The sequence below is a fragment of the Iodobacter ciconiae genome (genome assembly GCF_003952345.1).
Lineage (GTDB): Bacteria > Pseudomonadota > Gammaproteobacteria > Burkholderiales > Chitinibacteraceae > Iodobacter > Iodobacter ciconiae.
On sequence record NZ_CP034433.1, the window covers coordinates 252,460 to 272,463 of the forward strand.

A 20,004-nucleotide genomic window follows, 5' to 3' on the forward strand; every position below is an offset into this window, starting at 1 on the left:
TAATAAGTCATACAGGCAGGTGAGGTGATGTTGTGAAATAGGTGGAGAAGGGCTTAGACCCACGGCCTTGGGTTTGTTTGGTGGTTTATTTTTTAAAAATCAGGCCTAGAGCAGCAAATAATACCGGCTGATGCAGCAGATAAATGATCAGGCTGTGCCGCCCTATCCAGCGTATCGGGCTAAGGCTTTTGGCGCTGCCAAGGGTCATCCAGCCTGTGGGAATAAGCCGCTGTGCAGCGATCCCGAGTAAAATTACTCCAAACCAGGGGATGAGTGGCACGTAATCTTCTGTGATTGGTTTGTAAGTCATCATGCCCAACCAGGCGAGAGCCGGGTGATTGAATAGCGGTGCTTGCAGATAAATGCCCAGCAAGATCAGGCTGGGCCCCAGGAGTAGATTAAGTGTGGTCTGTTTAATAAAAAAAGGGGCAAGCAGCCCTGCCACAAAAAAGAAATGCAGGACGCCAAACCAGATGACTGCATGGGGGAAAATAAGCCAGCTGCCTAAGGTGGCAGCCATTGCACAGGCTAGAAGCTTCAGCTGGCGTGCGGGATTGATTTTATCTCCCGTGGTGAAGCCTGCTACTGCAGCAAAGAGGGTAACAATCAGGATGCGAAGGGCCACCCATTCCGGCTCGACATTGGTTTGAACCGCAAGCTTGCCAAAATAAGCCAGATCAAAGCAAAAATGGAAGAAAACCATTAATACAACGGCTACTCCCCGGAGCAGATCAGGCAGAGGCTTACGGTTTTGTGTCTGCATTATTTGGAGTATTTCTGAATAGCCGCCTGAATTTCGGCAATAGCAGCTTCGATATCCTCATCCGTAATATCAGCGGAGACAGTTGAAGGATCAATATGGGTGCTGATGGTGTTGATATCGAGTTTTTGCGTAGATACAAAGGCATTATCGGAAAAAAACTGATCCTCGGCATCATGCCAGTTAATGCCCAGGGCGCTGATATTGTCTGCCTGTTTGCCACCGCATAGTTCTGCCTGGTCCATCAGCTGAGGAACAGAAAACAGCACAGGAAAAGAAGACAGGAAGTGAATGAGCTGGGTTTCTGTGACGCACCCCCACAGGCCATCGGTGCAAAGCAGCAGGGTATCGTTGTCGCTTAGCGCCATAATGCCACCCAACTCGATTTCGGGCGTGATGTTGCCGCCAAGACAGTTGTAAATTTTATTGCGTTCAGGGTGAACCAGCGCTTCTTCGGCGCTGATCTTGCCACTATCTAATAGTTTTTGAACTTTTGAATGATCTTTGGTTTGCAGCAGTATCTTGCCTTTACGCAGCAGATAAAGCCGGGAATCTCCCACATGAGCCCAAAATAATATGCCGTCCTGGATAACGCAGGTTACGACTGTTGTCCGGGGGATTTCAAGTAGCTGATGTTTGCTGGCGTAATCAGAAATAGCCGCATGGCACTTTAGCAGGGCATCATGCAGAAACTGATTGGGGCTTTTGAGGACGGGCTGGGCTTTTTTTTGAAACAGGTCAGTGAGCAGCTCCACGGCAATTTGTGCGGCAATTTCACCGTGCAGGTGCCCGCCCATGCCATCGGCAACGACAAGCAAAAGTGCATCGCGGCTGTAGGAGTAGCCCAAGCGGTCCTGGTTATATTGGCGGCCACCCTGGCGGCTATTTTGATATACGGTAAATTTCATTCTGTTTCCAGCTGGCCTTTGCTTGAGTATACCGACCATTTACGACGTAAAATACTGACGATACCACTACGTTTAACCGGAGCTGATCCCCTCTCTAACAGCTGCTTCTGAAGCTGATGCACGCTTTGCGGCCTGAGGCTTGGATCCAAGTTCAGGCAGGAAGAGATGAGTTCGATAAGCTCAGGTGAGTAGCGGTCACCATAACGATCGTGGAGTTTTATCACTTTATCCAGTTTTAAACGCTGGTCGGCAGCTTGTGGTGCTGTGCCTGCGATGCAGGAAAATAAACTGGCCCCCACACCATAGATATCTGTCCAGGGGCCTTGCTGATCCTGTTTATTATATTGCTCGGGCGCGGCAAACCCGGGGGTATACATAGGGGTCAGTTTACTTTGCTCTAAAGCCAGTGTTTGACGTGCAGAACCAAAATCCAGTAAAACTGGCGAGCCGTCTTTACGAATATAAATATTGGCAGGCTTAATATCCAGATGAAGCAGTTTATTCAGATGAACTTCGCGTAAACCATTGAGTAAATGGTAAAACACATGGCGGATCAGTTTCTCATCCACACCGCCTCTGCTGTGTTTTAGCTGGATTTCCTTTTGCAGGGTTCGGCCACGCTCGTACTCCATCACCATGTATACCGTGTCGTTGGCGCGGAAAAAGTTACGTACCCGGATGATATTCGGGTGCTGGATATGGGCTAAGGTCTTGCCTTCTTCAAAGAAGCATTTCAAGCCGTGGCGAAACAAGGCAACACTGTCCTCGTTGCGAGCCTGTACCAGTTCACCCTCGGTTCTGAGGGCTAAAGAATTGGGTAAATATTCCTTAATGGCGACTGGATAATCTTTTTCGTCATGTGCCAGATACACAATGCTAAAGCCACCTGCAGACAGTAGTTTAGCGATTGTGTAGTTTTGAAGTTGATAACCGCGTGCGAGCGGTTGGTTGCTTGGGGTTGCCATCCGTGTCTTTTCGTTATATTTGTCTATCTGTTAATTTTGATTTCAGCTCAATGGAATGTAAAGCAAATCCCATAAAGGAGTCCTAATGATTTTAAGTATGACTGGTTTTGCCTCGGTTCAACGTGAATTGACAGACGGTACATTAAGTATTGAGCTGCGTTCGGTCAACCACCGTTTTTTAGATCTTATCCTCAGAACGCCGGAAGAAATCCGCCCATTTGAAGGGGGAATTCGTGAGCGTGTGTCTGCCAAGCTTGCCCGTGGCAAAGTAGAGTGCCGGGTAAACTGGAATGCACGAGCCGGAGGAGAAGCCGCTTTACAACTTAATACAGAGCTTTTACAGCAGCTTTTGGCTGCCGCCACAGTCGCAAAAAAAATTGCTCCAATGGCTTCCGAGCTGCAGCTGGGCGAGCTGTTACGCTGGCCGGGGGTCTTATCTGCCCAGGTAGCCGCACCGGAATCACTGGGTGCTGCATGCCTGGAAGTTTTAGATGAAGCGCTGACTGATTTTAGCGCCAGCCGTGCCCGCGAAGGTGACAAGCTTAAAGCGCACCTTCTGGAACGCATTGCTGGTATGCAGAGCATTGTAAACGATGTTACCCCACTTATCCCGCAGTTGGCAGCTTCTTATGAAACTCGCATGAAAGCGCGCTTTTTAGATGCGCTGGGCACAATGGATGACGATAGAGTTCGCCAGGAGATTGTGATCTTTGCGCAAAAAATTGATATTGATGAAGAACTCTCGCGCCTGAATGCTCACTTTAGCGAAATTCGCCGTATCCTGGAAAAAGGCGGCTCTGTTGGTAAACGCCTCGACTTTTTAATGCAAGAGCTGAACCGTGAAGCCAATACCCTTGGTTCTAAATCAGTCAGCGCCGAAACCAGCCGCGCTTCGATTGAATTAAAAGTTTTAATTGAGCAAATGCGTGAGCAGATTCAGAATATTGAGTAATGTTTTATGCGATACAAATGCACACTTAATATCTTTACAAACCCAGCAAATGCTGGGTTTTTTTTAGTTTTAGCTTATCGTATCTGTGCTACGCCTATTAAATTGCACTACGCTTATTGCTGGTGTTTTTAACAGAGAGAGACATATTAAGTATTTTCTGTCTTCCTTATTTACTTATATTGTTAGGCTGCTTGTCTGAAATGTTTGGAATAAATTGTTAACCTGTTTGCATATATTTGGAGCGGTCATGACCCTTTTACTATCTCGTAAAGTACTGGCATTAACCAGTATTGTGCTGATGAATTTCAGCTTTGCTGCTTCCCCTGTTCAGTTTGCCGACACTATTTATTATGGCGGTGATATTGTGACGGTTAATGATCAGCAGGCCAGCGCGGAAGCTCTGGCTGTAAAAGATGGGGTGATTGTGGCCGTGGGTGAGCGTAAAGCATTGGCTCAGTTCAAAGGCCATAAAACAAAGATGGTCAATTTGCGCGGACAGACACTTTTACCTGCTTTTATGGATGCGCACAGCCACTATATCAACTCACTTTCCGTCGCTAATCAGGTGAACGTTTATGCGCCACCTGCCGGGCCAGGGACCAGCCCGGAAAGTATTGTGGCCGAGCTGAAGAAATTTGTGAAGGCTCATAAAATTCCAAAGGGCGTGCTGATTCAGGCTTATGGCTATGATGAAAATGTGATGCCGGAAGGACGGCAGCTAAATCGTGACCATCTTGATGCTGTATTTCCGGATCATCCGGTACTGGTAAATCATGTTTCCATGCATGGTGGTGTGCTCAATAGCGCCGCTATGAAAAAATGGAAATTCACGGCAGAAATGCAAACGCCTCCTGGTGGGGTTATCCTGCGCAAACCCGGGACGGCCGAGCCCTATGGCTTGATTATGGAAACGGCGTTTTTGCCGGTTTTTGCTGATTTACCCAAGCCGGAAACAGATGAAGAAATAATCGCAGCGACCCGTGCCGGCCAGATGATGTATGCCAGGGCGGGAATTACTACCGCACACGAAGGTGCAACGCATGCTGCTGATCTGAAAGTGATGCAAAAAGCCAGTAAAGCCGGCGTCAATATAATTGACGTGGTTGCTTATCCATTTATTACCGATCTTGAAGAAGTACTGAAAGACAACCCGCCTGAATCTTTTGGTAAATATAATCAGCGTTTAAAACTGGGCGGGGTGAAAATCACGATTGATGGCTCCCCCCAGGGTAAAACGGCTTATTTTACGCAGCCCTATCTGACTGGTGGCCCAGGTGGTGAGGAAAACTGGACAGGAGAGCCTACTTTTCCGGAAGAATGGGTTAAAAAAGCCGTTAAACAGGTTTATGAGCTTAATGTGCCTTTAAACCTGCATGCCAATGGTGATGCTGCAATTGATCTGTTTTTACGTGCTCATGAATATGCAGCAGTGGGCGATCTTTCCAGAGACCGGCGCACAACAGTTATTCATTCACAATTTGTGCGTAAAGATCAGATGGCTAAATACGCCGAATACAAAATCATTCCGTCCCTTTATACGCTGCATACTTTTTACTTTGCAGAAGCACACAAAGCCAATCGCGGCTTTGAGCAGGCTAGCTACCTAAGCCCGATGCGTGATGCCATTGATATGGGCCTGCACCCAAGCAATCACACTGATTTTGTTGTAGCCCCTCTGGATCAGATGTTTATGCTCTGGTCTGCCGTTAACCGCGTATCGCGTGCGGGTGAGGTTTATGGTGCTGATCAGCGTGTCACTCCACTGGAGGCGCTGAAGGCCATGACAATTAATGTGGCTTTTCAATACAAGGAAGAAGCAAGTAAAGGCTCGCTGGAAACAGGAAAGCTGGCTGATCTGGTGATTTTGGATCAGAACCCCTTGAAAGTGGCTCCGATGAAGATCAAAGATATCCGGGTGATGGCCACAATTAAAGAGGGTAAAACGATTTACCAGCGTGAAAAATAAACCTGATAAAGATCCGCATGGGAAGCGCTGATTAAATGTCCATTTGCAGCTGCTGGGAGAGAAATCACAAGCTGACTGCAGACAAATGGCCATTCTGAACAGGATCAGTGCTTTTTTAGAGCTGCAATCGTTTGATTTTCGCTGATCCCTGCATCTGATGCCAACAGGGCCTAGGCATTTAAATTCCGCTCAAAATTCACCAGATCTGCACCTGGCTTTAACGTATAAAGCTGGGCCATGCGCCCGCCTGACGGAATCTTCTTTTCGCTGAGATCAAAGATGTCTGATGCCTCAATCCGGCGCATCAGGCTTTTTCTCTGGATGGGTTTTTCGATAATGGTTTCGATGACCGATTTTAACTGGCCGATCGTAAATTGCGTGGGCAGGCAAAATACCGGTGTCATTGAATAAAGCGTTTTTTGCTGCAACCTTTGTTTTGCGATTTGAATAATCTCTAAATGATCAAAGGCCAGGTTTATTTTTTCCAGATCATTAACTGCAATCCAGCTTGCAGATTCAACACTGCTGATTTGAGGGCTGACATTCTGATAGGCCACCAGAGCAAAGTAGGCAAGCGTTACGCTAAAGCCACGCGGATCCCGATCTGGCCCGGATATAACCTGCAGCTGTTCCAGATAGGCCGGTTTTAAGCCTGCTTTGGCTTCCAGTTTGCGGCTTGCCGTCGCATCGGTATTTGTGTCTTGCTGTACGTCGATAAACCCACCCGGCAATCCCCAGCAACCTGTAAAGGGGGCTTGTGCGCGTTTGGTAAGTAGCACCAGCAGCTGCTCGTTTTTTACGGTGAATAAAACACTATCGACAGTAAATAAGGGGTTTGTATATTCCATGTTCGGCTCAGCTTGTGTCTCTAGGACATTATAAAGCATATACCTGATGCGTTTTTAGTAAAATTCGTCGCTTTATGATTGACATAGTGTCGCAGGGACACATATTATGTCGGTTATGTTTTGCTACCAAATACAATGTTTCCAGCAGAGCCGTAGCATTTTGTAATCAGACACAGCCTATTAAATATTGGATGATCATGATGGATCTATGTTCTAGCCGTTTTTATTTACCCCGCCTGGAAAATAAGGGGGAGGAATATAAACAGTTTCAATTTGGCGCGGGTGAAAGTCACTTTCAAATATTATCCCAGACCGGTCGTCATGCCGAGATTATGTTTCGCTATTCAGGCGATCAATCCATTATTCAGCTGCTGTTACTGACGGATGCTTTAAAGCGCCAGGGGGCTGAAGAGATTGATCTGTATATTCCTTATTTTCCTGGTGCACGGCAGGACAGGGTATGTAATCCGGGTGAGGCACTTTCTGTAAAAGTATATGCAGATTTAATTAACCGGCAAAATTTTAATCGAGTTTTTATATTTGATCCACATAGTGATGTAACGACGGCTTTATTAAATAAAGTACATGTGGTTAAAAATCATCAATTAATTGAGCAGGCGATTGAAGATATTGGTGAAAAGGTGTTGTTAATTTCTCCTGATGCAGGCTCAAATAAAAAAATATTTGAATTGTCTATGCAGCTTGGTGGTTTAGAGGTGATCAGGGCCGATAAAGTACGGGATGTCAGTAGTGGTAAGATTATTGATACTGAAGTGTACTGTAATGATCTGGGTGGCAAAACCTGCGTTATTGTTGATGATATCTGCTCTGGTGGCCGCACATTTATGGAGCTGGCTAAAAAGTTAAAAAATAAAAATTGCGGCAGGATTATTTTAATTGTTTCGCATTATGAGGGCGTGGCTAAAGAGGCGGATTTACATGCCAGTGGAATCGATGCTGTTTTTAGCACCAATAGCCTGAAAGATATAGCAAGTTCTGATTTTTTAAAAATAAAAGACATCTGGTCCTTTATGCCTTTTATGCCAAATCAAGGAGTGTCAAAATGAACTTGAACCCTGTGACTGCCATTGATGGTTATAAAGTAGATCATCGCAGACAATATCCTGATCAGACTGAAATTGTATTTAGCAATTTAACCGCCAGAACTACACGCAGAAATTACACTGATAAAATGGTGTTTTTTGGTTTACAGTATTTTATTAAAGATTTTCTGATTAAGTGCTGGAACGCTGATTTTTTTCAACAACCTAAAGAAGTGGTCATTCGCCGTTTTGAGCGTCGCATTAATAACTATCTTGGCGCTAATAATGTGGGTACGCAGCATATTGCTGATTTACATGATCTGGGTTATTTGCCAATTAAAATCATGGCATTGCCGGAAGGCTCGGTTTACCCGCTGCGTGTGCCATGCCTTGTTATTTTTAATACCGATGAGCGTTTTTTCTGGCTGACTAATTATCTGGAAACCATTCTTTCGACCAATATCTGGGGCATGTGTACCAGCGCAACTACGGCGCATGAATATAAAAAAATCTTCACTAAATATGCCTTAGAAACAGACGGCAGTACGGAGTTTGTAAACTGGCAGGGCCATGATTTCAGCTTTAGAGGCATGTTTGGTGCACAAGCTGCGGTAATGAGTGGTGCCGCGCATTTACTAAGCTTTACCGGTACGGATACTATTCCGGCAATTGATTTTCTGGAAGATTATTATCTGGCCGATAGTGATAAGGAATTGGTTGGCGGCAGTGTCGCAGCCACCGAGCACTCGGTAATGTGTGCTGGCGGAATGGAAAATGAATTAGAAACATTTCGCCGTTTAATTGAAGATATTTACCCGGCCGGAATTGTGAGTATTGTTTCTGACTCATGGGATTTCTGGCAGGTCATGACTGATTTTACTATGCAGCTAAAAGATAAAATATTGGCCCGTAATGGTAAGGTGGTATTCAGACCGGATACCGGTTCTCCTGTCAAAATGATTTGCGGTGATGCCAGCGCGCCGCTGGGCAGCCCGGAATATAAAGGAGCAATTGAATGCCTGTGGGAAGTGTTTGGCGGAACAGAAAGTAGTCAGGGCTATAAGCAGCTTGATCCGCATGTCGGTTTGATTTATGGCGATTCAATTACCATTGAAATTGCCGAAGCCATTTGTGCAGGCTTAAAAGCCAAAGGCTTTGCTTCGACCAATGTGGTGTTTGGTATTGGCAGCTATACCTATCAATATGTCACTAGAGACACTGATGGTTTTGCGGTAAAAGCAACTTTTGCAAAAATTGCCGGAATCGATAAAGAAATATTTAAAGCTCCAAAAACCGGTGATGGTATCAAGAATTCAGCTAAAGGTCTGGTTGCGGTATATAAAAATAAGCAGGGCGATTTTTATTTAAAAGAGCAAGCCAGCTGGAGCGATGTTTACCATTGCGAATTTATCCCGGTATTTGAAAATGGTAAAATTCTGAATGAAGTGAGCCTTGCGGAAATAAGAGCCAGATTAGCTGCAAATTAATTACAGAGTAAAGTAATGCAAAAGGGTGAGCCAGTCTCACCCTTTTTTAAGTGCTGCCATTACATTGATTTATTACAGTATAAATCGATGAACTTATTTTAGCCTTTGCTGCTGATTTTTCTGTACGAAACTTTGCCCCCTCTATGGTTAAAAGTAGGTTTTGCTCCGTAATATCAATTATTCAAACAGCACCAGGCATCGCTCTTTATGGTTAGGATGAGGGATAACGGTGGATGCTATACCATAAGCAGTGCCGAGCAGATCTGGCGTTAATACTTCTTGCGGTGTGCCGTAGGCAACGGTGCTGCCGTTTTTGAGCAGCAGTAAATGGCTGCACCAGCGGGCGGCGAGGTTTACATCGTGCAGAACGACGGCAACGGCGATATTTTCGGTTTGAGCCAGGCGGCTGACTACGGCGAGTAAAGCGTGCTGATGGCGGGGGTCCAGGCTGGCGGTCGGCTCATCCAGCAGCAAATATCGTGGCTGGCCCGGGTTGGCGAGGATTTGCAGCAGCACGCGGGCAAATTGCACACGCTGCTGCTCGCCGCCGGAAAGATGCATATAACGGCGCTGAGCCAGATGGCTGATATCGGCCAGCTGTAAAACTTTTAAACTTAGGCTGCATACGGCGTTAGGTGATAGCTCGCTAAAGGGGTAGGCTCCCATGCCAATCACTTCTTCAACCCCCAGATCGAAAGTCAGAGTTGGGTTTTGTGGCAGCACAGCGCGCTGGCGGGCAAGCTTTGCCGCTGGTATTTTTGCGATATTTTCCCCTTTTAAGCAGATTTCTCCCTGATCGGCCCTGATCTCTCCAGACAGCAGTGATAGCAGCGTAGATTTGCCTGCCCCATTGGCTCCCAGAATAGCGGTTACTTCACCGGCACGAAGTGCCATGGAAACATCATTCAAAATGAGTTGCTTGCCACGTTTAAAGTAAAGATTTTGAGCATTTAATAAGCTGGACATTTATTTTTCCGTAAAACGGCGAAGGACTTCTGCGCACGCAGGTGTAACTCTGTGCCCCCGTGGTGCAAGGGCGGGTTTTTTTCAAACTCAGGAAGTCGGGTTTATTTTCGCGAAATCAGCAGCCAAAGAAAGAACGGGCCACCAATCAGGCTGGTAACAATTCCAATTGGCAGCTCAGCAGGCTGTGCTACAAGGCGGGCCAGGCAGTCGGCGGCGACAAGGGCTATGGCACCGCCTAACATGGCAGCAGGCAGCAGGCGTCTGTGATCTGCACCCAGCATCATCCGCACCAGATGGGGCACCACCAGCCCCACAAAGCCAATTCCCCCGGTTGCTGCCACCAGCGGGCCAATTAACAGCGCGGTGAGCAGCACTAATTTGCGCCGGATGGCCTTCATGGGAAAACCCAGATGCTGCGCTTCGCGCTCACCCAGCAGTAGTGCATTCATGGCGCGCCAGTGGCGCATGACCATGGCTGAAATAATGAGCAGGGCAGGGCTAAGCATGCCAAGCAAAGACCATGTGCCACCCGCTAAGCTGCCCATGCTCCAGAAGGTGAGGCTGCGCAGCTGATTATCATCAGCCATATAGGTCATCAGTCCAATCAGGCTGCCGCAAATGGCATTGATTGCAATGCCTGCCAGCAGCAGCCCGGCAATGCCTTGATAACGCTTACCCAGATGATAAGCCAGTGCCGTGGCAATCAGGCTGCCGGCAAAGGCTGCCGGAGCCAGTACCATCAAGCTGCCCCCGCCAAATAAAATGGCCGTGACTGCACCTAAAGATGCGCCTGAGCTAATACCCAGAAGGCCGGGTTCAGCCAGTGGATTTCTGAATAAAGCCTGCATGGCGGCACCGGTGAGCGCCAACACTGCACCCGCTAGTGCGCCAAATAAGACACGCGGCAAACGCATATCCAGCAAAACGCTTTGCCAGAGCTGCTGCTCCGTGCCTGTTTCAAATCTTGGGCTGAATAACAGCTTGGGTAATTGCGAGAGGGGAATACTGACCGCACCGCTGCTGGCTGAAATCATCAGGAGCAGGACAAGCAGGCCCGCAAGCATCCACAGCTGCCAGTTGGAATCTTGCTGTATTACTCGGCGGGGATGGGTTATTGCCGTCATGAAAAATCCTGGTACAAGGGGTGTAAATGTAGTGGCTTTATGCCGTTTTAAAAGCAGCAGATGCAGGGTTTGCATCCGCTGATGATTGCTTACCTAACTTGTTTTAGCTGTTGCAAAGCTTCCGGCAAACGGGGGCCAAAGCCGAGCAACAGTAAATCGTCCATCACTACAATTTTTTTGTTTTTGGCGGCAGGTGTTTGTGCCAGCCCAGGCATGGCGAGTACTTTCTCCATGCCACCCAGGTTCTGGATCGACATGGTGGAGAGCACAATCACATCCGGCTGCAGCGCAGCAATGCTTTCCATGGAGAGCGGTTTATAGCCGTTTTGTTTGGCCAGTACATTGCGTAAGCCTGCTAGTTTCAGGATGGCATCGGCAGTGGTTTCATTGCCAGCGCCTTCCGGGCTGCCGCTGCGGCTGATCAGGAGCAGGGCGCGGGTATGGCTGGCCGGGGCGGGGGTCACCTCACGTTTGAGGTTGGCGATCATGCTTTTGCCTTTTTCCTCTTCCTGCAAAACGCTGGCGATACCGCTGATGCGCTTTTCCAGCGCTGCCAGATTAGGTGCACTCGGTAAAACAATCACAGGCACACCGGTGCGTTGCAGCTTTGCCAGGGCTTCTGGCGGGCCAGCCTGATCGGATGCCAGAATCAGATCGGGCTTTTGCGACAGCACGCCTTCCACCGAAAACGCGCGGTAGTAACCCACTTTGGGCAATTTACTGGCTGCAGGCGGGTAGATGCTGGATTGATCAACCGCCACCAAGTGCGCTTCAGCATTCAGTGCGTAAACGATTTCGGTGAGTGATCCGCCCAGCGTGACGATTTTTTTAGGTGCAGCTGCCAGGACCGGATGAAGCAGTGTCAGCAAAACAGATGCAATAAACCATTTTTTCATGGGGTCAGCCTGCCAGCGGGGTATTGCAAAGATCACACATCAGCTTGCGCCATGCTGGCAACTCAGGCTCGCCCGGTTTTCTTACACCAAAGAATTGCACAATTAATTCGCCCCCTGCTGCATACACTTCCAAGGATGTTACCCAGCCGTCGCTGGTGGGCTTGTTCACCACCCAGCACTCGCTAATGGCGCTGGTGTTGAGGTGCAGATTAAACATCGGGTCCAGAATATTGAACCAGGGGCCGGTACGCAGCAGTTTTTCCACCGGGCCAGAGTGAATCTGCACCATGCCACGGTTGCTGACAAAGCACATGATTGGCATTTTTTCTGTTGCAGCGCGGTGTAGCATGATTTCGGTAGCATCTATCGCCACGCGCTGTGCCAGATCATCACCTGCTGCTTTTAAGGCAGCAAGGCGGGTGACTTTATGCTTGCCCAGCATGGGGAAAAAGCCGTGGGTATCGGTCAGGCTAAGCCAGTGTTCGCGCAAGGCTGTCTTATCCTGACAATCGCCGCGTGTGGTGTCGCTGGGGTAAGCTTCGGCATGAATGGCCGGGATTCCAGTGGCAGCAAGCTGGCTGACAAAGGCCTCAAAAGCGGCAGCGTCACTTTTTTCGGTTAGGTAAACTTTATGAATCGCCTCGCCAGCGCCATCAAAAAACTGCACACTGCGCCGGCCGTTTTCGTTGACGGCAAAAGCGTGTTTCCAGTAGCTAAAAAACATCCGCAGATCGATATCTTTACCCAGTACCATGCCAACCGGGCCATTGGCGTGGATTTCCTCATAGCGGCCATGACGCTCGTGTACACACCAGTCATTGCGGCTGAGCACCATCACTTCGCCCAGGTTTTGCAGCTGGATAAAAATCTCCTGCGGCGTGCCATTAAGTGCAATGGCTTCTACGCCGCATTGCGCTGCAACCAGCTCGGCTTCGGATACTTGCAGGCGGGCCGCGCGATCGCGGGCGCGAAGTTTTGGCTCGGCAGTGGCCAGTGCTTCGTACTTGGCTTTTAGTACGGCGATGCCTTCCTGGGGAGAGAGTGCGTGCATGGTGTGTCCTTATTGATCGGTTGAGATTGCTTTGGGTGGGTGCACTTTATGTGCAATAACTAAGGTCAAAAGGCACTATTTAGTGCCTTTGGCAGGGGCTTAGGTGCGGGAGTCCCCTGTGCGGGCCTCACTTTCTTGCTTCGCTAGGAATCCTGGAACCTTACGAAGCATGAAACCTCTCACTGCGGATAGCTGCGTTGTGTCAATTCGCTTCGCTCAAACACGAATTGACGAAACCCCGCTCCGCTTGCTCCTCGCTTTGGCGTGCTTCAAGATTCGGGTTTTGTTGCGTCATATTTTTTAATCCTTAAAACCGCCAATCTGCTGATATCTTCACATTGCGGCCTGGTTGGGTGTAGCGGTCCAGTACGCTGTTACTGGCCTCTAAAGAGCGTACATCGCTGTCGATCCAGTATTTTTGATCACCAATATTAAACAGGCCGCCGGACAGTTTCAGGTCTTTGACCGGGCTCCACCAGAGCGCTAAATCGACGATGCCGTAGCCCGGTGTTTTAAAGTAGCTGGCCTGGGATGTGCGAGTTTTGGCACTGGCTGCGGTGAGTAGTGCGTTGCCGCCCCATTGCTCTTTGCTGTATTCAAGGCCGAATACCGCTTTGAGTGGTGCAACGCTATCGAGTGGTTTATCGGTATTTTCATTGCGGCCCACTGCCCAGGCCATATTGCTCCAGGTGCGCCAGGTGCTGCTGATTTGCCAGTGGGCACGGGCCTCTGCGCCATAAATGCGCACGCGGCTCTGGTTCTGGTTTTGATAGGTGATACTGGTGCCCGGTACGCACATAGGGTTGCCGGGGCAGGCGATGCTGATTTGCTCGATAAAATCTTTGTAGCGGTTATCAAATGCGGTAAAGCTTCCACCTAAAGCGTTGTTACCCAGGCGAGCGCCCAATTCAATACCACGGCTGGTTTCTGGTTTCAGGTCAGGATTAGGAATGGCAGCGTAGCCCATCGGTGAGATATAGCTACTATTTAGCTCCATTGCACTTGGAGCACGAAAGCCTTCGCTGTATTGGCCAAACAGGGTGACTTGTTCGGCAATTTTCCAGCTGGCAGCCAGCTTGGGCGATACTTTGGCGTCATCTAGGGCAACGGCTTTGCCGCCCTGGCTGATAAATGCTGCATCGGGTTCTGGGCGCAGTTTAAATGCGTCATAGCGCAGCGACGGTGTTAGTAAAAAGCGTCCTTCATCCCAGCCCAATTCATTCTGGGCATAAATACCCCACTGTGTGGTTTGGGTTTTGGGGACATCACGTACCGGGCTGATGCTGCCGGTGCGCAGCGCAGCCAAATCGTTTTGCAGCCATTCTCCGCCAATGGTCCAATGCTGGCTGACAGGGCCTGCAATACGTTTTTCGATCAGGCCCGACAGCCCCACCATGTCCTGATCATAAAGAGATAAACGCTGCCAGCCAGTTACATTGCGCCGCTGCTGTGCGGTGGATTGCTCATTATTCTGGGTCTGGTAATAAAGTTTGGCTTGGGCTGCATCAATCAAGTCTTGTGCGGGTGCGATGTAACTGTAATCAAGTGAAACCCGGCTGCGGCTCTGGACATCATTGGCCTGGCTGGCGAGAATGGAGGGCGTCATCGGAGCACTGATGTCGGTGTAAATGGCCGTATCAACTTCGCTGCGATAATTTTCTGCCGCCAGCCCCAGCTTATGGCCGTTTTCAAAGTAGTGTTCTACTTTTGCCAGCACACTGCGCTTATTTGTGTCTTGCGGATTGGCTTTGGTGCGATGGTAATTCTGAGTATCGACTGTGCCCTTGCTCTCGAGCTCATGCCCTTGGCGCTGGGCCGCTTGCAATAGCCAGAAAGTATCCTGATTGAATGCCCCTGCCACAGCGGCCTGTACGCTCATGCCCCGGTCACTGCTGTCATAATCTGCTTTAATCTGGCCGGCAAAATTGCTCTGGCCTCGGAGTAAATCGCCTGGCGAGGTGGTACGTAGGCCCACAACACCGCCTAATGCATCCGAGCCGTAAAGGGTGGATGAAGGGCCACGTACTACTTCGATGGCACTGAGCTGGCTGAAATCAACCTGATCGCGACCGCTGTTCAGATAGGCTCCGAAAGAAAAAGCATCAGGCAGGCGAATGCCATCGACCAGCATCAGCACACGGTTGCCTTCCAGACCACGTACATTCACGCTGGATAAACCATAACGGCTATCACGGCGGATATGGATGCCCGGCTCGGTCCTGTTTAAATCGCGGTAATTTTTGATAAAGCTTTGATCCAGTCCAGAGCGGCCGGTGCTGCTGACTGAAGGCGGCAATTCATCAAGTTTTTTATCGGTACGTGTTGCGGTAACAACGACAGCCTCAAGCTGTGCGGTGGGTGCAGAGGCATACTCAGCAGCAAATGCACTTTGTAAAGAGGCGGCTAAAAGAGTAAGTACGATGGTGTTGGGGCTGCGCTGCATACTGGTTCCTGATAAGTGCCACTGTTTACTCGCTGCGGTTAACGTTGGCATGTGCTGCAAGAGCGGTTAAAAACAATGTCGTGTGAAGGTAGCTTTTTTATATCGTATCGATAACTATTCTCATTATCAACCTATTTTTTTAAAATGCTTTCAATTTATGTAAAAATTGAACTGCTACGTGTGGTTTAGAGAATTTGCTTTCTTACTGGTTTTGAATGCCTGCAAGACTTTGACGAGTAACTAAAATGTGAGGTGTGTTTTGATTAATGACAATGGCTTGTTTTTAATGATAAAAATGATTCGTAGAAGCTTAAATACATAAAATACATCTGGAATAAATTCAGGTTCTCTTTCATGAATATATCAATAGAGCGAAAGTTTTTGCTGGATTTTCCTCACGAATAAATATGCCTTTGGCATTGCAAAATTTGATCTATATCATTTTTATTTAAAATGATATAGGCCTTGGCTTTGTTATAAACGATAATCATTATCGTTTGTTGAACAAGGACATTCCATTGCAACCCATTTTGCTAGAGCCCAACACATCGCGGACTATTGCCTCCGCTTTTTCCCAGCGCCGTGCACTTATGCCTTTTTGGGGGCAAGAGCCCCTGGAAGCGCACGCCTGGCCTACTGCCTGGCAGAACATTAATCAAACCCCTTTAGCCAATGATTCATTGGCCTATGTGCACATCCCTTTTTGTGCCAATCGTTGCGTATTCTGTGGCTTTTATAAAAACGCATGGAAAGAAGAACACGGCACACCCTATGTAGACCGCCTGATTGCAGAGTTGCAGCATGCGGCCGCCAACCGGGTGGCGGGCGGCTCTATTGCTGCGGTGTATCTGGGCGGGGGAACACCCACTGCGTTATCCGGGCCGGATCTGGCGCGTTTGCTGCGTGCTTTGCAACACTATTTGCCGCTGACAGACGATTGCGAAATCACCGTAGAAGGGCGGATATCCCATTTTGACCGCGCCAAAATCGACGCTTGTCTGGAAGCCGGGGCTAATCGTTTCTCGATTGGCGTGCAAACTTTCCATACCCCGCTACGCCGCCATTTAGGGCGCAAGCATGGCGGTGAAGAAGCCGCCGCCTATCTGGCTGCGCTGGCGGGTGGGCAAGAGGCTGTGGTGGTGGCTGATCTCATGTTTGGTCTGCCGGGGCAGGATGAAGCCATCTGGGCAAATGATCTGGATGTCGCGCTGGGCCTGGGTCTGGATGGTATTGATGTGTATGCCTTTAATCTGTTTCCGGGCCTGCCCATCCAGCGCATGCTGGAAAAAGGCGTATTCCCGCCTATGAGCGATCTGCCCGTGCAGCTGGGTTTTTACCAAATGGCGCTGGATCGTTTGGCCGCCGCAGGCTGGCAGCAGCTCTCGAATAGTCACTTTGGTTCCGGGCAAGGACGCGAGCGTAATCGCTATAACCTGGCCATTAAATCAGGTCATAGCTGCCTGGCCTTTGGCTCTGGCGCAGGCGGCAGCCATGCGGGATATGCCTATGCAATTGAAGCAGATTTAGAGCGCTATCTGAATGCTAGAGCGCCCGCCATCGCCCGCGTTTCCAGGGCCGACCCAAGCCAGCACTGGGTTGCGGCTTTGCAAGGCAGTATCGAAATAGGTCGGATTGACGCATCCCTTCTGCCTGCCGCTTGCCTGCCATTACTACAAAACTGGCAGCAGCAGGGCTTGATTACTCAATTTAAAGATTCACTGTGGAGTATTACCCCACTGGCCCGATTCTGGGCCCCAAGCATGGCGCGAGCTTTGGTGGATGCGGCTTGATGAGTTACTGCTATGGCAGTAGTCGTTTTATTAGTGTCTTCGGCACGGTGATTTTGGTGCGGTAATTCCCCGCTGGGGACTCACTTTCTTGAACGGCCAAGAAAGTAAGCAAAACCGCAACCCCAAAAGCACGAAAGCCCCTCACTGCGGATAATCGGCTCGGCGAAAAAGGCTGCTCGGGAGCAAGCCCGCTACCCCTTTTTCGAAACCCCGAGCCGCTTATTCCTCGCTTCGGTGTGCTTCAAGGGGACTTTAAAAAGCCCCCTGCCGAGAGTAGCGATAGATGCCCAGATTATTGGTGTTGAAAATACTTAAAAGCTTATTGGGAACACTTAATTAATGCGTTTTTTTCTCCGTGAAACTCTGTGTTCTCTGTGACCTCTGTGTTTCAAGATCTGGGTTTTTCGGCATAAAAATTAGTTAACTTTTTGGAAAAAAATATGAACAACACTCAATCCTTACGTGAACGTCTTAGTAAAAATCCTGGCGTGGTGCTGGAAGGCTTAGCTGCCTCCGCTGCTCTGCCTATGAATGAGGTGATTGAATGCCTGCCCGCTGCAATGTGGCAGCGTCTTGCTGGTGAAAAAATGGCTGAGTTATTGCTGGAAATGGCTAGCTGGGGCGATGTGACGGTGATTATGCACAGCAGCGACGTAATTATGGAATTCACAGGGCCCATTCCTGCGGGGGAGTTCAGTCATGGGTTTTTTAATTTACCGGGGCCAACAGGCTTGCACGGGCATTTAAGGGTGGGTAATTGCGGTGCAATTTACGCGGTAGAGCGCCCCTTTATGGGCAGGGATACGGCCTCTGTGCTGTTTACCAATCATGAGGGCGGCGTGATGTTTAAGGTGTTTTTAGGCCGAGACAGTAAGGGGGAAATTTCCGGCAGCCAGCTTGAGGCGCTGCATCGTTTTTTTGCCTCAGATGCAGCTACCTTCGGGTAAAAAAACAGGAAACACACTATTAGGGCCACCGGAAAGCAAGGGCGTGTAATGGTGTTTAAATGATTGTTATTTATAACTTTTATAGGGCACATAATGGCAGATATGCATGATGTACTGATCTTTGGTGCCAGCCGCGGGCTGGGGCTTTGTCTGGCAAAGGCCTGCGTTGTGCGCGGTGAAAAAGTGGCTGCGATGGTCAGAGCAGAAAGTGACACTGCAGCTTTAAGTGGGCTGGGTGTTACATTGATTGGCGGTGATGCTTTTAACCTAGATGATTGCATGGCAGCCATCAGACAGGCCGGGGCAAAACGGGTGATCAGTGTTCTGGGCGGTAAAAATGCAGCAGGGCGGCGGGTTGATGCCGTGGGCAATCTAAATGTGATCGAGGCTTTGGAAGCGGAGGCCCCTCAAACACGGTTTTTGCTTGGTACATCTCTAGGCTGCGGTGATCAGTGGGATACTTTGGCTGAAGGGGCCAGGCGCATGCTGGGCGAGGCCATTCAGGCTAAAAATCAGGCCGAGCAGCGCCTGGCTCAAAGTGCTTTACGCTGGATGGTTGCAAGGCCCGCAGGTTTAAACCATCAGTCTGCCACCGGCCGGTATCGGGTTCTGGCGGAGCGTGATGATGCAGGCAATTATTTGCCAAGAGCCGATGTGGCCAGTGCCATGCTGGACATCTTTGTCGAAGATGAGCGCCTTTATAAAGCGTGGACGATTCTGGGGCCGGCAGATCCTGCATGAAACTTTGATGCCAGGCAGCAAACCCCGAATCCTGAACTAGGAAGGCTTCGGGGAATACGAAGGTTTGCGGAGAAAAACAGGCTTTGAATCAAGTGGTATAAGCACAGTGCTTTATTTGAAGCCTGTGCTTTTCTTATTTGAATAATTCTTGACTTTTGCTAAGGCACTTTATGTATACAAAAATTCTTATTGCTCTCTGTGCGGTGCTTGTTTTAAGCGCATGCGCCAGCAGCCCGGCCGGTACGCCTTTTGCCGGTAAATCTTATGTGCTGATGGGCGAAGTGCATGATAACGCTCTGGGCCATCGGGCCCGTTTTCAGGTTTTAGAGAAAGCTGTGAAAGCGGGCTGGCGTCCGGCGATTGCCATGGAGCAGTTTGATGTGGAGCGCCAGGCCGACTTAGATCAGGCGCGGCTGGAGCAGCCGGATAACCCTGATTACTTAATTCAGAAGGTAGGTGGAAAACGCTGGGATTGGCCCCTGTACCGGCCCGTGATTATGCTGGCCATGCATTATGGTTTACCGATTATTGCGGCCAATTTATCGCGTCAGGATGCATCCAGAGTTGTAAAATCCGGCCTTGCTGCACTCGCTAATGCAGAAGAGATGGGCCTTGCTCAGCCTCTGCCGGCGGGTTTGCTGGCCGCCCAGCGTGAAGAAGTACGCGTGGGGCATTGCAATAAGCTGCCGGAAAACTTGCTTGATGGCATGGCGCTGGCACAAATCGCCCGTGATGCAGTGATGGCAAAAGTGATGAAACCCTATCATGCAAGGGGCGTGGTGCTGCTTGCGGGTAATGGACATGTACGGCGCGATTGGGGCGTACCGCTATGGCTGCCTGATGCTTTATCGATGGGCTTTGTTGAAAACAGCAATAAAGGGGCGTTTGATAAGGAGCAATTGATTGCACCTGCCAACAGAGCAGACCCATGTGCAGGTTTATAACAACCATGGGCTGGGCCACCAGCATATTTTGCAATTGCATCTGCTGCGGGGTAGAGCCCCATTGATGAACAGGGAGTAGCAGTAATGCGTTGCCAGCCGAAATAGCCTGTTCACGATCCTATCCCCCTTCCCTGACGGGCAAAGGGGATAGGGCTATTTAAAGGGCGGGCAGC

Annotated in this window: 17 protein-coding genes; 8 read left to right on the top strand and 9 right to left on the bottom strand. The window is 49.3% G+C overall.

The window, feature by feature from the left end; genetic code table 11:
* Positions 1–85: 85 nt before the first annotated feature.
* Genes EJO50_RS01070 through EJO50_RS01080 form a run of 3 tightly spaced genes read right to left on the bottom strand, consistent with a single transcriptional unit; the run spans position 86 to position 2,633 of the window.
* Positions 86–763, bottom strand: a complete 678-nt coding sequence (locus EJO50_RS01070) for a heparan-alpha-glucosaminide N-acetyltransferase (protein WP_125971172.1) — start codon at positions 761–763, stop codon at positions 86–88.
* On the bottom strand, positions 763–1,668 hold the full coding sequence (locus tag EJO50_RS01075; RefSeq protein ID WP_125971173.1) for a PP2C family protein-serine/threonine phosphatase: 906 nt from the start codon (positions 1,666–1,668) through the stop codon (positions 763–765). Before EJO50_RS01075 ends, EJO50_RS01070 begins: the two co-directional genes overlap by 1 nt.
* The gene (locus EJO50_RS01080) at positions 1,665–2,633 is read right to left on the bottom strand and encodes a serine/threonine protein kinase (protein WP_125971174.1); all 969 of its coding nucleotides are present in this window, start codon (positions 2,631–2,633) and stop codon (positions 1,665–1,667) included. The genes EJO50_RS01075 and EJO50_RS01080 overlap by 4 nt, the downstream gene beginning before the upstream one ends.
* 85 nt (positions 2,634–2,718) lie before the next feature.
* Between EJO50_RS01080 and EJO50_RS01085 the strand changes: the two genes are divergently transcribed.
* Both EJO50_RS01085 and EJO50_RS01090 read left to right on the top strand, forming a co-directional pair.
* Positions 2,719–3,585 carry a YicC/YloC family endoribonuclease gene (locus EJO50_RS01085; protein ID WP_125971175.1) on the top strand — a complete coding sequence of 289 codons (867 nt, stop codon included), beginning with the start codon at positions 2,719–2,721 and terminating at the stop codon, positions 3,583–3,585.
* 247 nt (positions 3,586–3,832) lie between these two features.
* On the top strand, positions 3,833–5,551 hold the full coding sequence (locus EJO50_RS01090) for an amidohydrolase (RefSeq protein WP_206434428.1): 1,719 nt from the start codon (positions 3,833–3,835) through the stop codon (positions 5,549–5,551).
* 170 nt (positions 5,552–5,721) lie between these two features.
* Here EJO50_RS01090 and EJO50_RS01095 read toward each other — a convergent pair whose 3' ends face one another.
* Complete coding sequence (locus EJO50_RS01095; protein WP_206434429.1) at positions 5,722–6,399, bottom strand: NUDIX domain-containing protein; 678 nt, start codon at positions 6,397–6,399, stop codon at positions 5,722–5,724.
* Positions 6,400–6,596: 197 nt separating this feature from the next.
* Between EJO50_RS01095 and prs the strand changes: the two genes are divergently transcribed.
* Positions 6,597–7,466 carry a ribose-phosphate diphosphokinase gene (gene prs / locus EJO50_RS01100; protein WP_206434430.1) on the top strand — a complete coding sequence of 290 codons (870 nt, stop codon included), beginning with the start codon at positions 6,597–6,599 and terminating at the stop codon, positions 7,464–7,466.
* Positions 7,463–8,929 (top strand): nicotinate phosphoribosyltransferase, encoded by a 1,467-nt coding sequence (locus EJO50_RS01105; RefSeq protein ID WP_125971178.1) that lies wholly within the window; start codon positions 7,463–7,465, stop codon positions 8,927–8,929. Before prs ends, EJO50_RS01105 begins: the two co-directional genes overlap by 4 nt.
* Positions 8,930–9,106: 177 nt before the next feature.
* Here EJO50_RS01105 and EJO50_RS01110 read toward each other — a convergent pair whose 3' ends face one another.
* The 5 genes from EJO50_RS01110 to EJO50_RS01130 all read right to left on the bottom strand — a co-directional run bounded on the left by EJO50_RS01110 (position 9,107) and on the right by EJO50_RS01130 (position 15,409).
* The gene (locus EJO50_RS01110; protein ID WP_125971179.1) at positions 9,107–9,895 is read right to left on the bottom strand and encodes a heme ABC transporter ATP-binding protein; all 789 of its coding nucleotides are present in this window, start codon (positions 9,893–9,895) and stop codon (positions 9,107–9,109) included.
* Between the two features lie 101 nt (positions 9,896–9,996).
* The gene (locus EJO50_RS01115; protein ID WP_125971180.1) at positions 9,997–11,019 is read right to left on the bottom strand and encodes a FecCD family ABC transporter permease; all 1,023 of its coding nucleotides are present in this window, start codon (positions 11,017–11,019) and stop codon (positions 9,997–9,999) included.
* An 89-nt stretch (positions 11,020–11,108) separates the two neighbouring features.
* Positions 11,109–11,915: a heme/hemin ABC transporter substrate-binding protein gene (locus tag EJO50_RS01120; protein WP_125971181.1), complete on the bottom strand. Its 807-nt coding sequence runs from the start codon at positions 11,913–11,915 to the stop codon at positions 11,109–11,111.
* A gap of 4 nt (positions 11,916–11,919) precedes the next feature.
* Positions 11,920–12,966 (bottom strand): hemin-degrading factor, encoded by a 1,047-nt coding sequence (locus tag EJO50_RS01125; protein ID WP_125971182.1) that lies wholly within the window; start codon positions 12,964–12,966, stop codon positions 11,920–11,922.
* Between the two features lie 307 nt (positions 12,967–13,273).
* The gene (locus tag EJO50_RS01130; protein ID WP_164521393.1) at positions 13,274–15,409 is read right to left on the bottom strand and encodes a TonB-dependent hemoglobin/transferrin/lactoferrin family receptor; all 2,136 of its coding nucleotides are present in this window, start codon (positions 15,407–15,409) and stop codon (positions 13,274–13,276) included.
* A gap of 518 nt (positions 15,410–15,927) precedes the next feature.
* Between EJO50_RS01130 and hutW the strand changes: the two genes are divergently transcribed.
* From hutW to EJO50_RS01150, 4 genes are all read left to right on the top strand, one after another.
* Complete coding sequence (gene hutW, locus EJO50_RS01135) at positions 15,928–17,199, top strand: heme anaerobic degradation radical SAM methyltransferase ChuW/HutW (protein ID WP_164521394.1); 1,272 nt, start codon at positions 15,928–15,930, stop codon at positions 17,197–17,199.
* Positions 17,200–17,639: 440 nt separating this feature from the next.
* On the top strand, positions 17,640–18,146 hold the full coding sequence (hutX, locus tag EJO50_RS01140) for a heme utilization cystosolic carrier protein HutX (protein ID WP_125971185.1): 507 nt from the start codon (positions 17,640–17,642) through the stop codon (positions 18,144–18,146).
* Between the two features lie 93 nt (positions 18,147–18,239).
* Positions 18,240–18,887, top strand: a complete 648-nt coding sequence (locus EJO50_RS01145) for an NAD(P)-dependent oxidoreductase (RefSeq protein ID WP_125971186.1) — start codon at positions 18,240–18,242, stop codon at positions 18,885–18,887.
* Positions 18,888–19,057: 170 nt separating this feature from the next.
* On the top strand, positions 19,058–19,831 hold the full coding sequence (locus tag EJO50_RS01150; protein WP_125971187.1) for a ChaN family lipoprotein: 774 nt from the start codon (positions 19,058–19,060) through the stop codon (positions 19,829–19,831).
* The last annotated feature ends 173 nt before the right edge of the window (positions 19,832–20,004 follow it).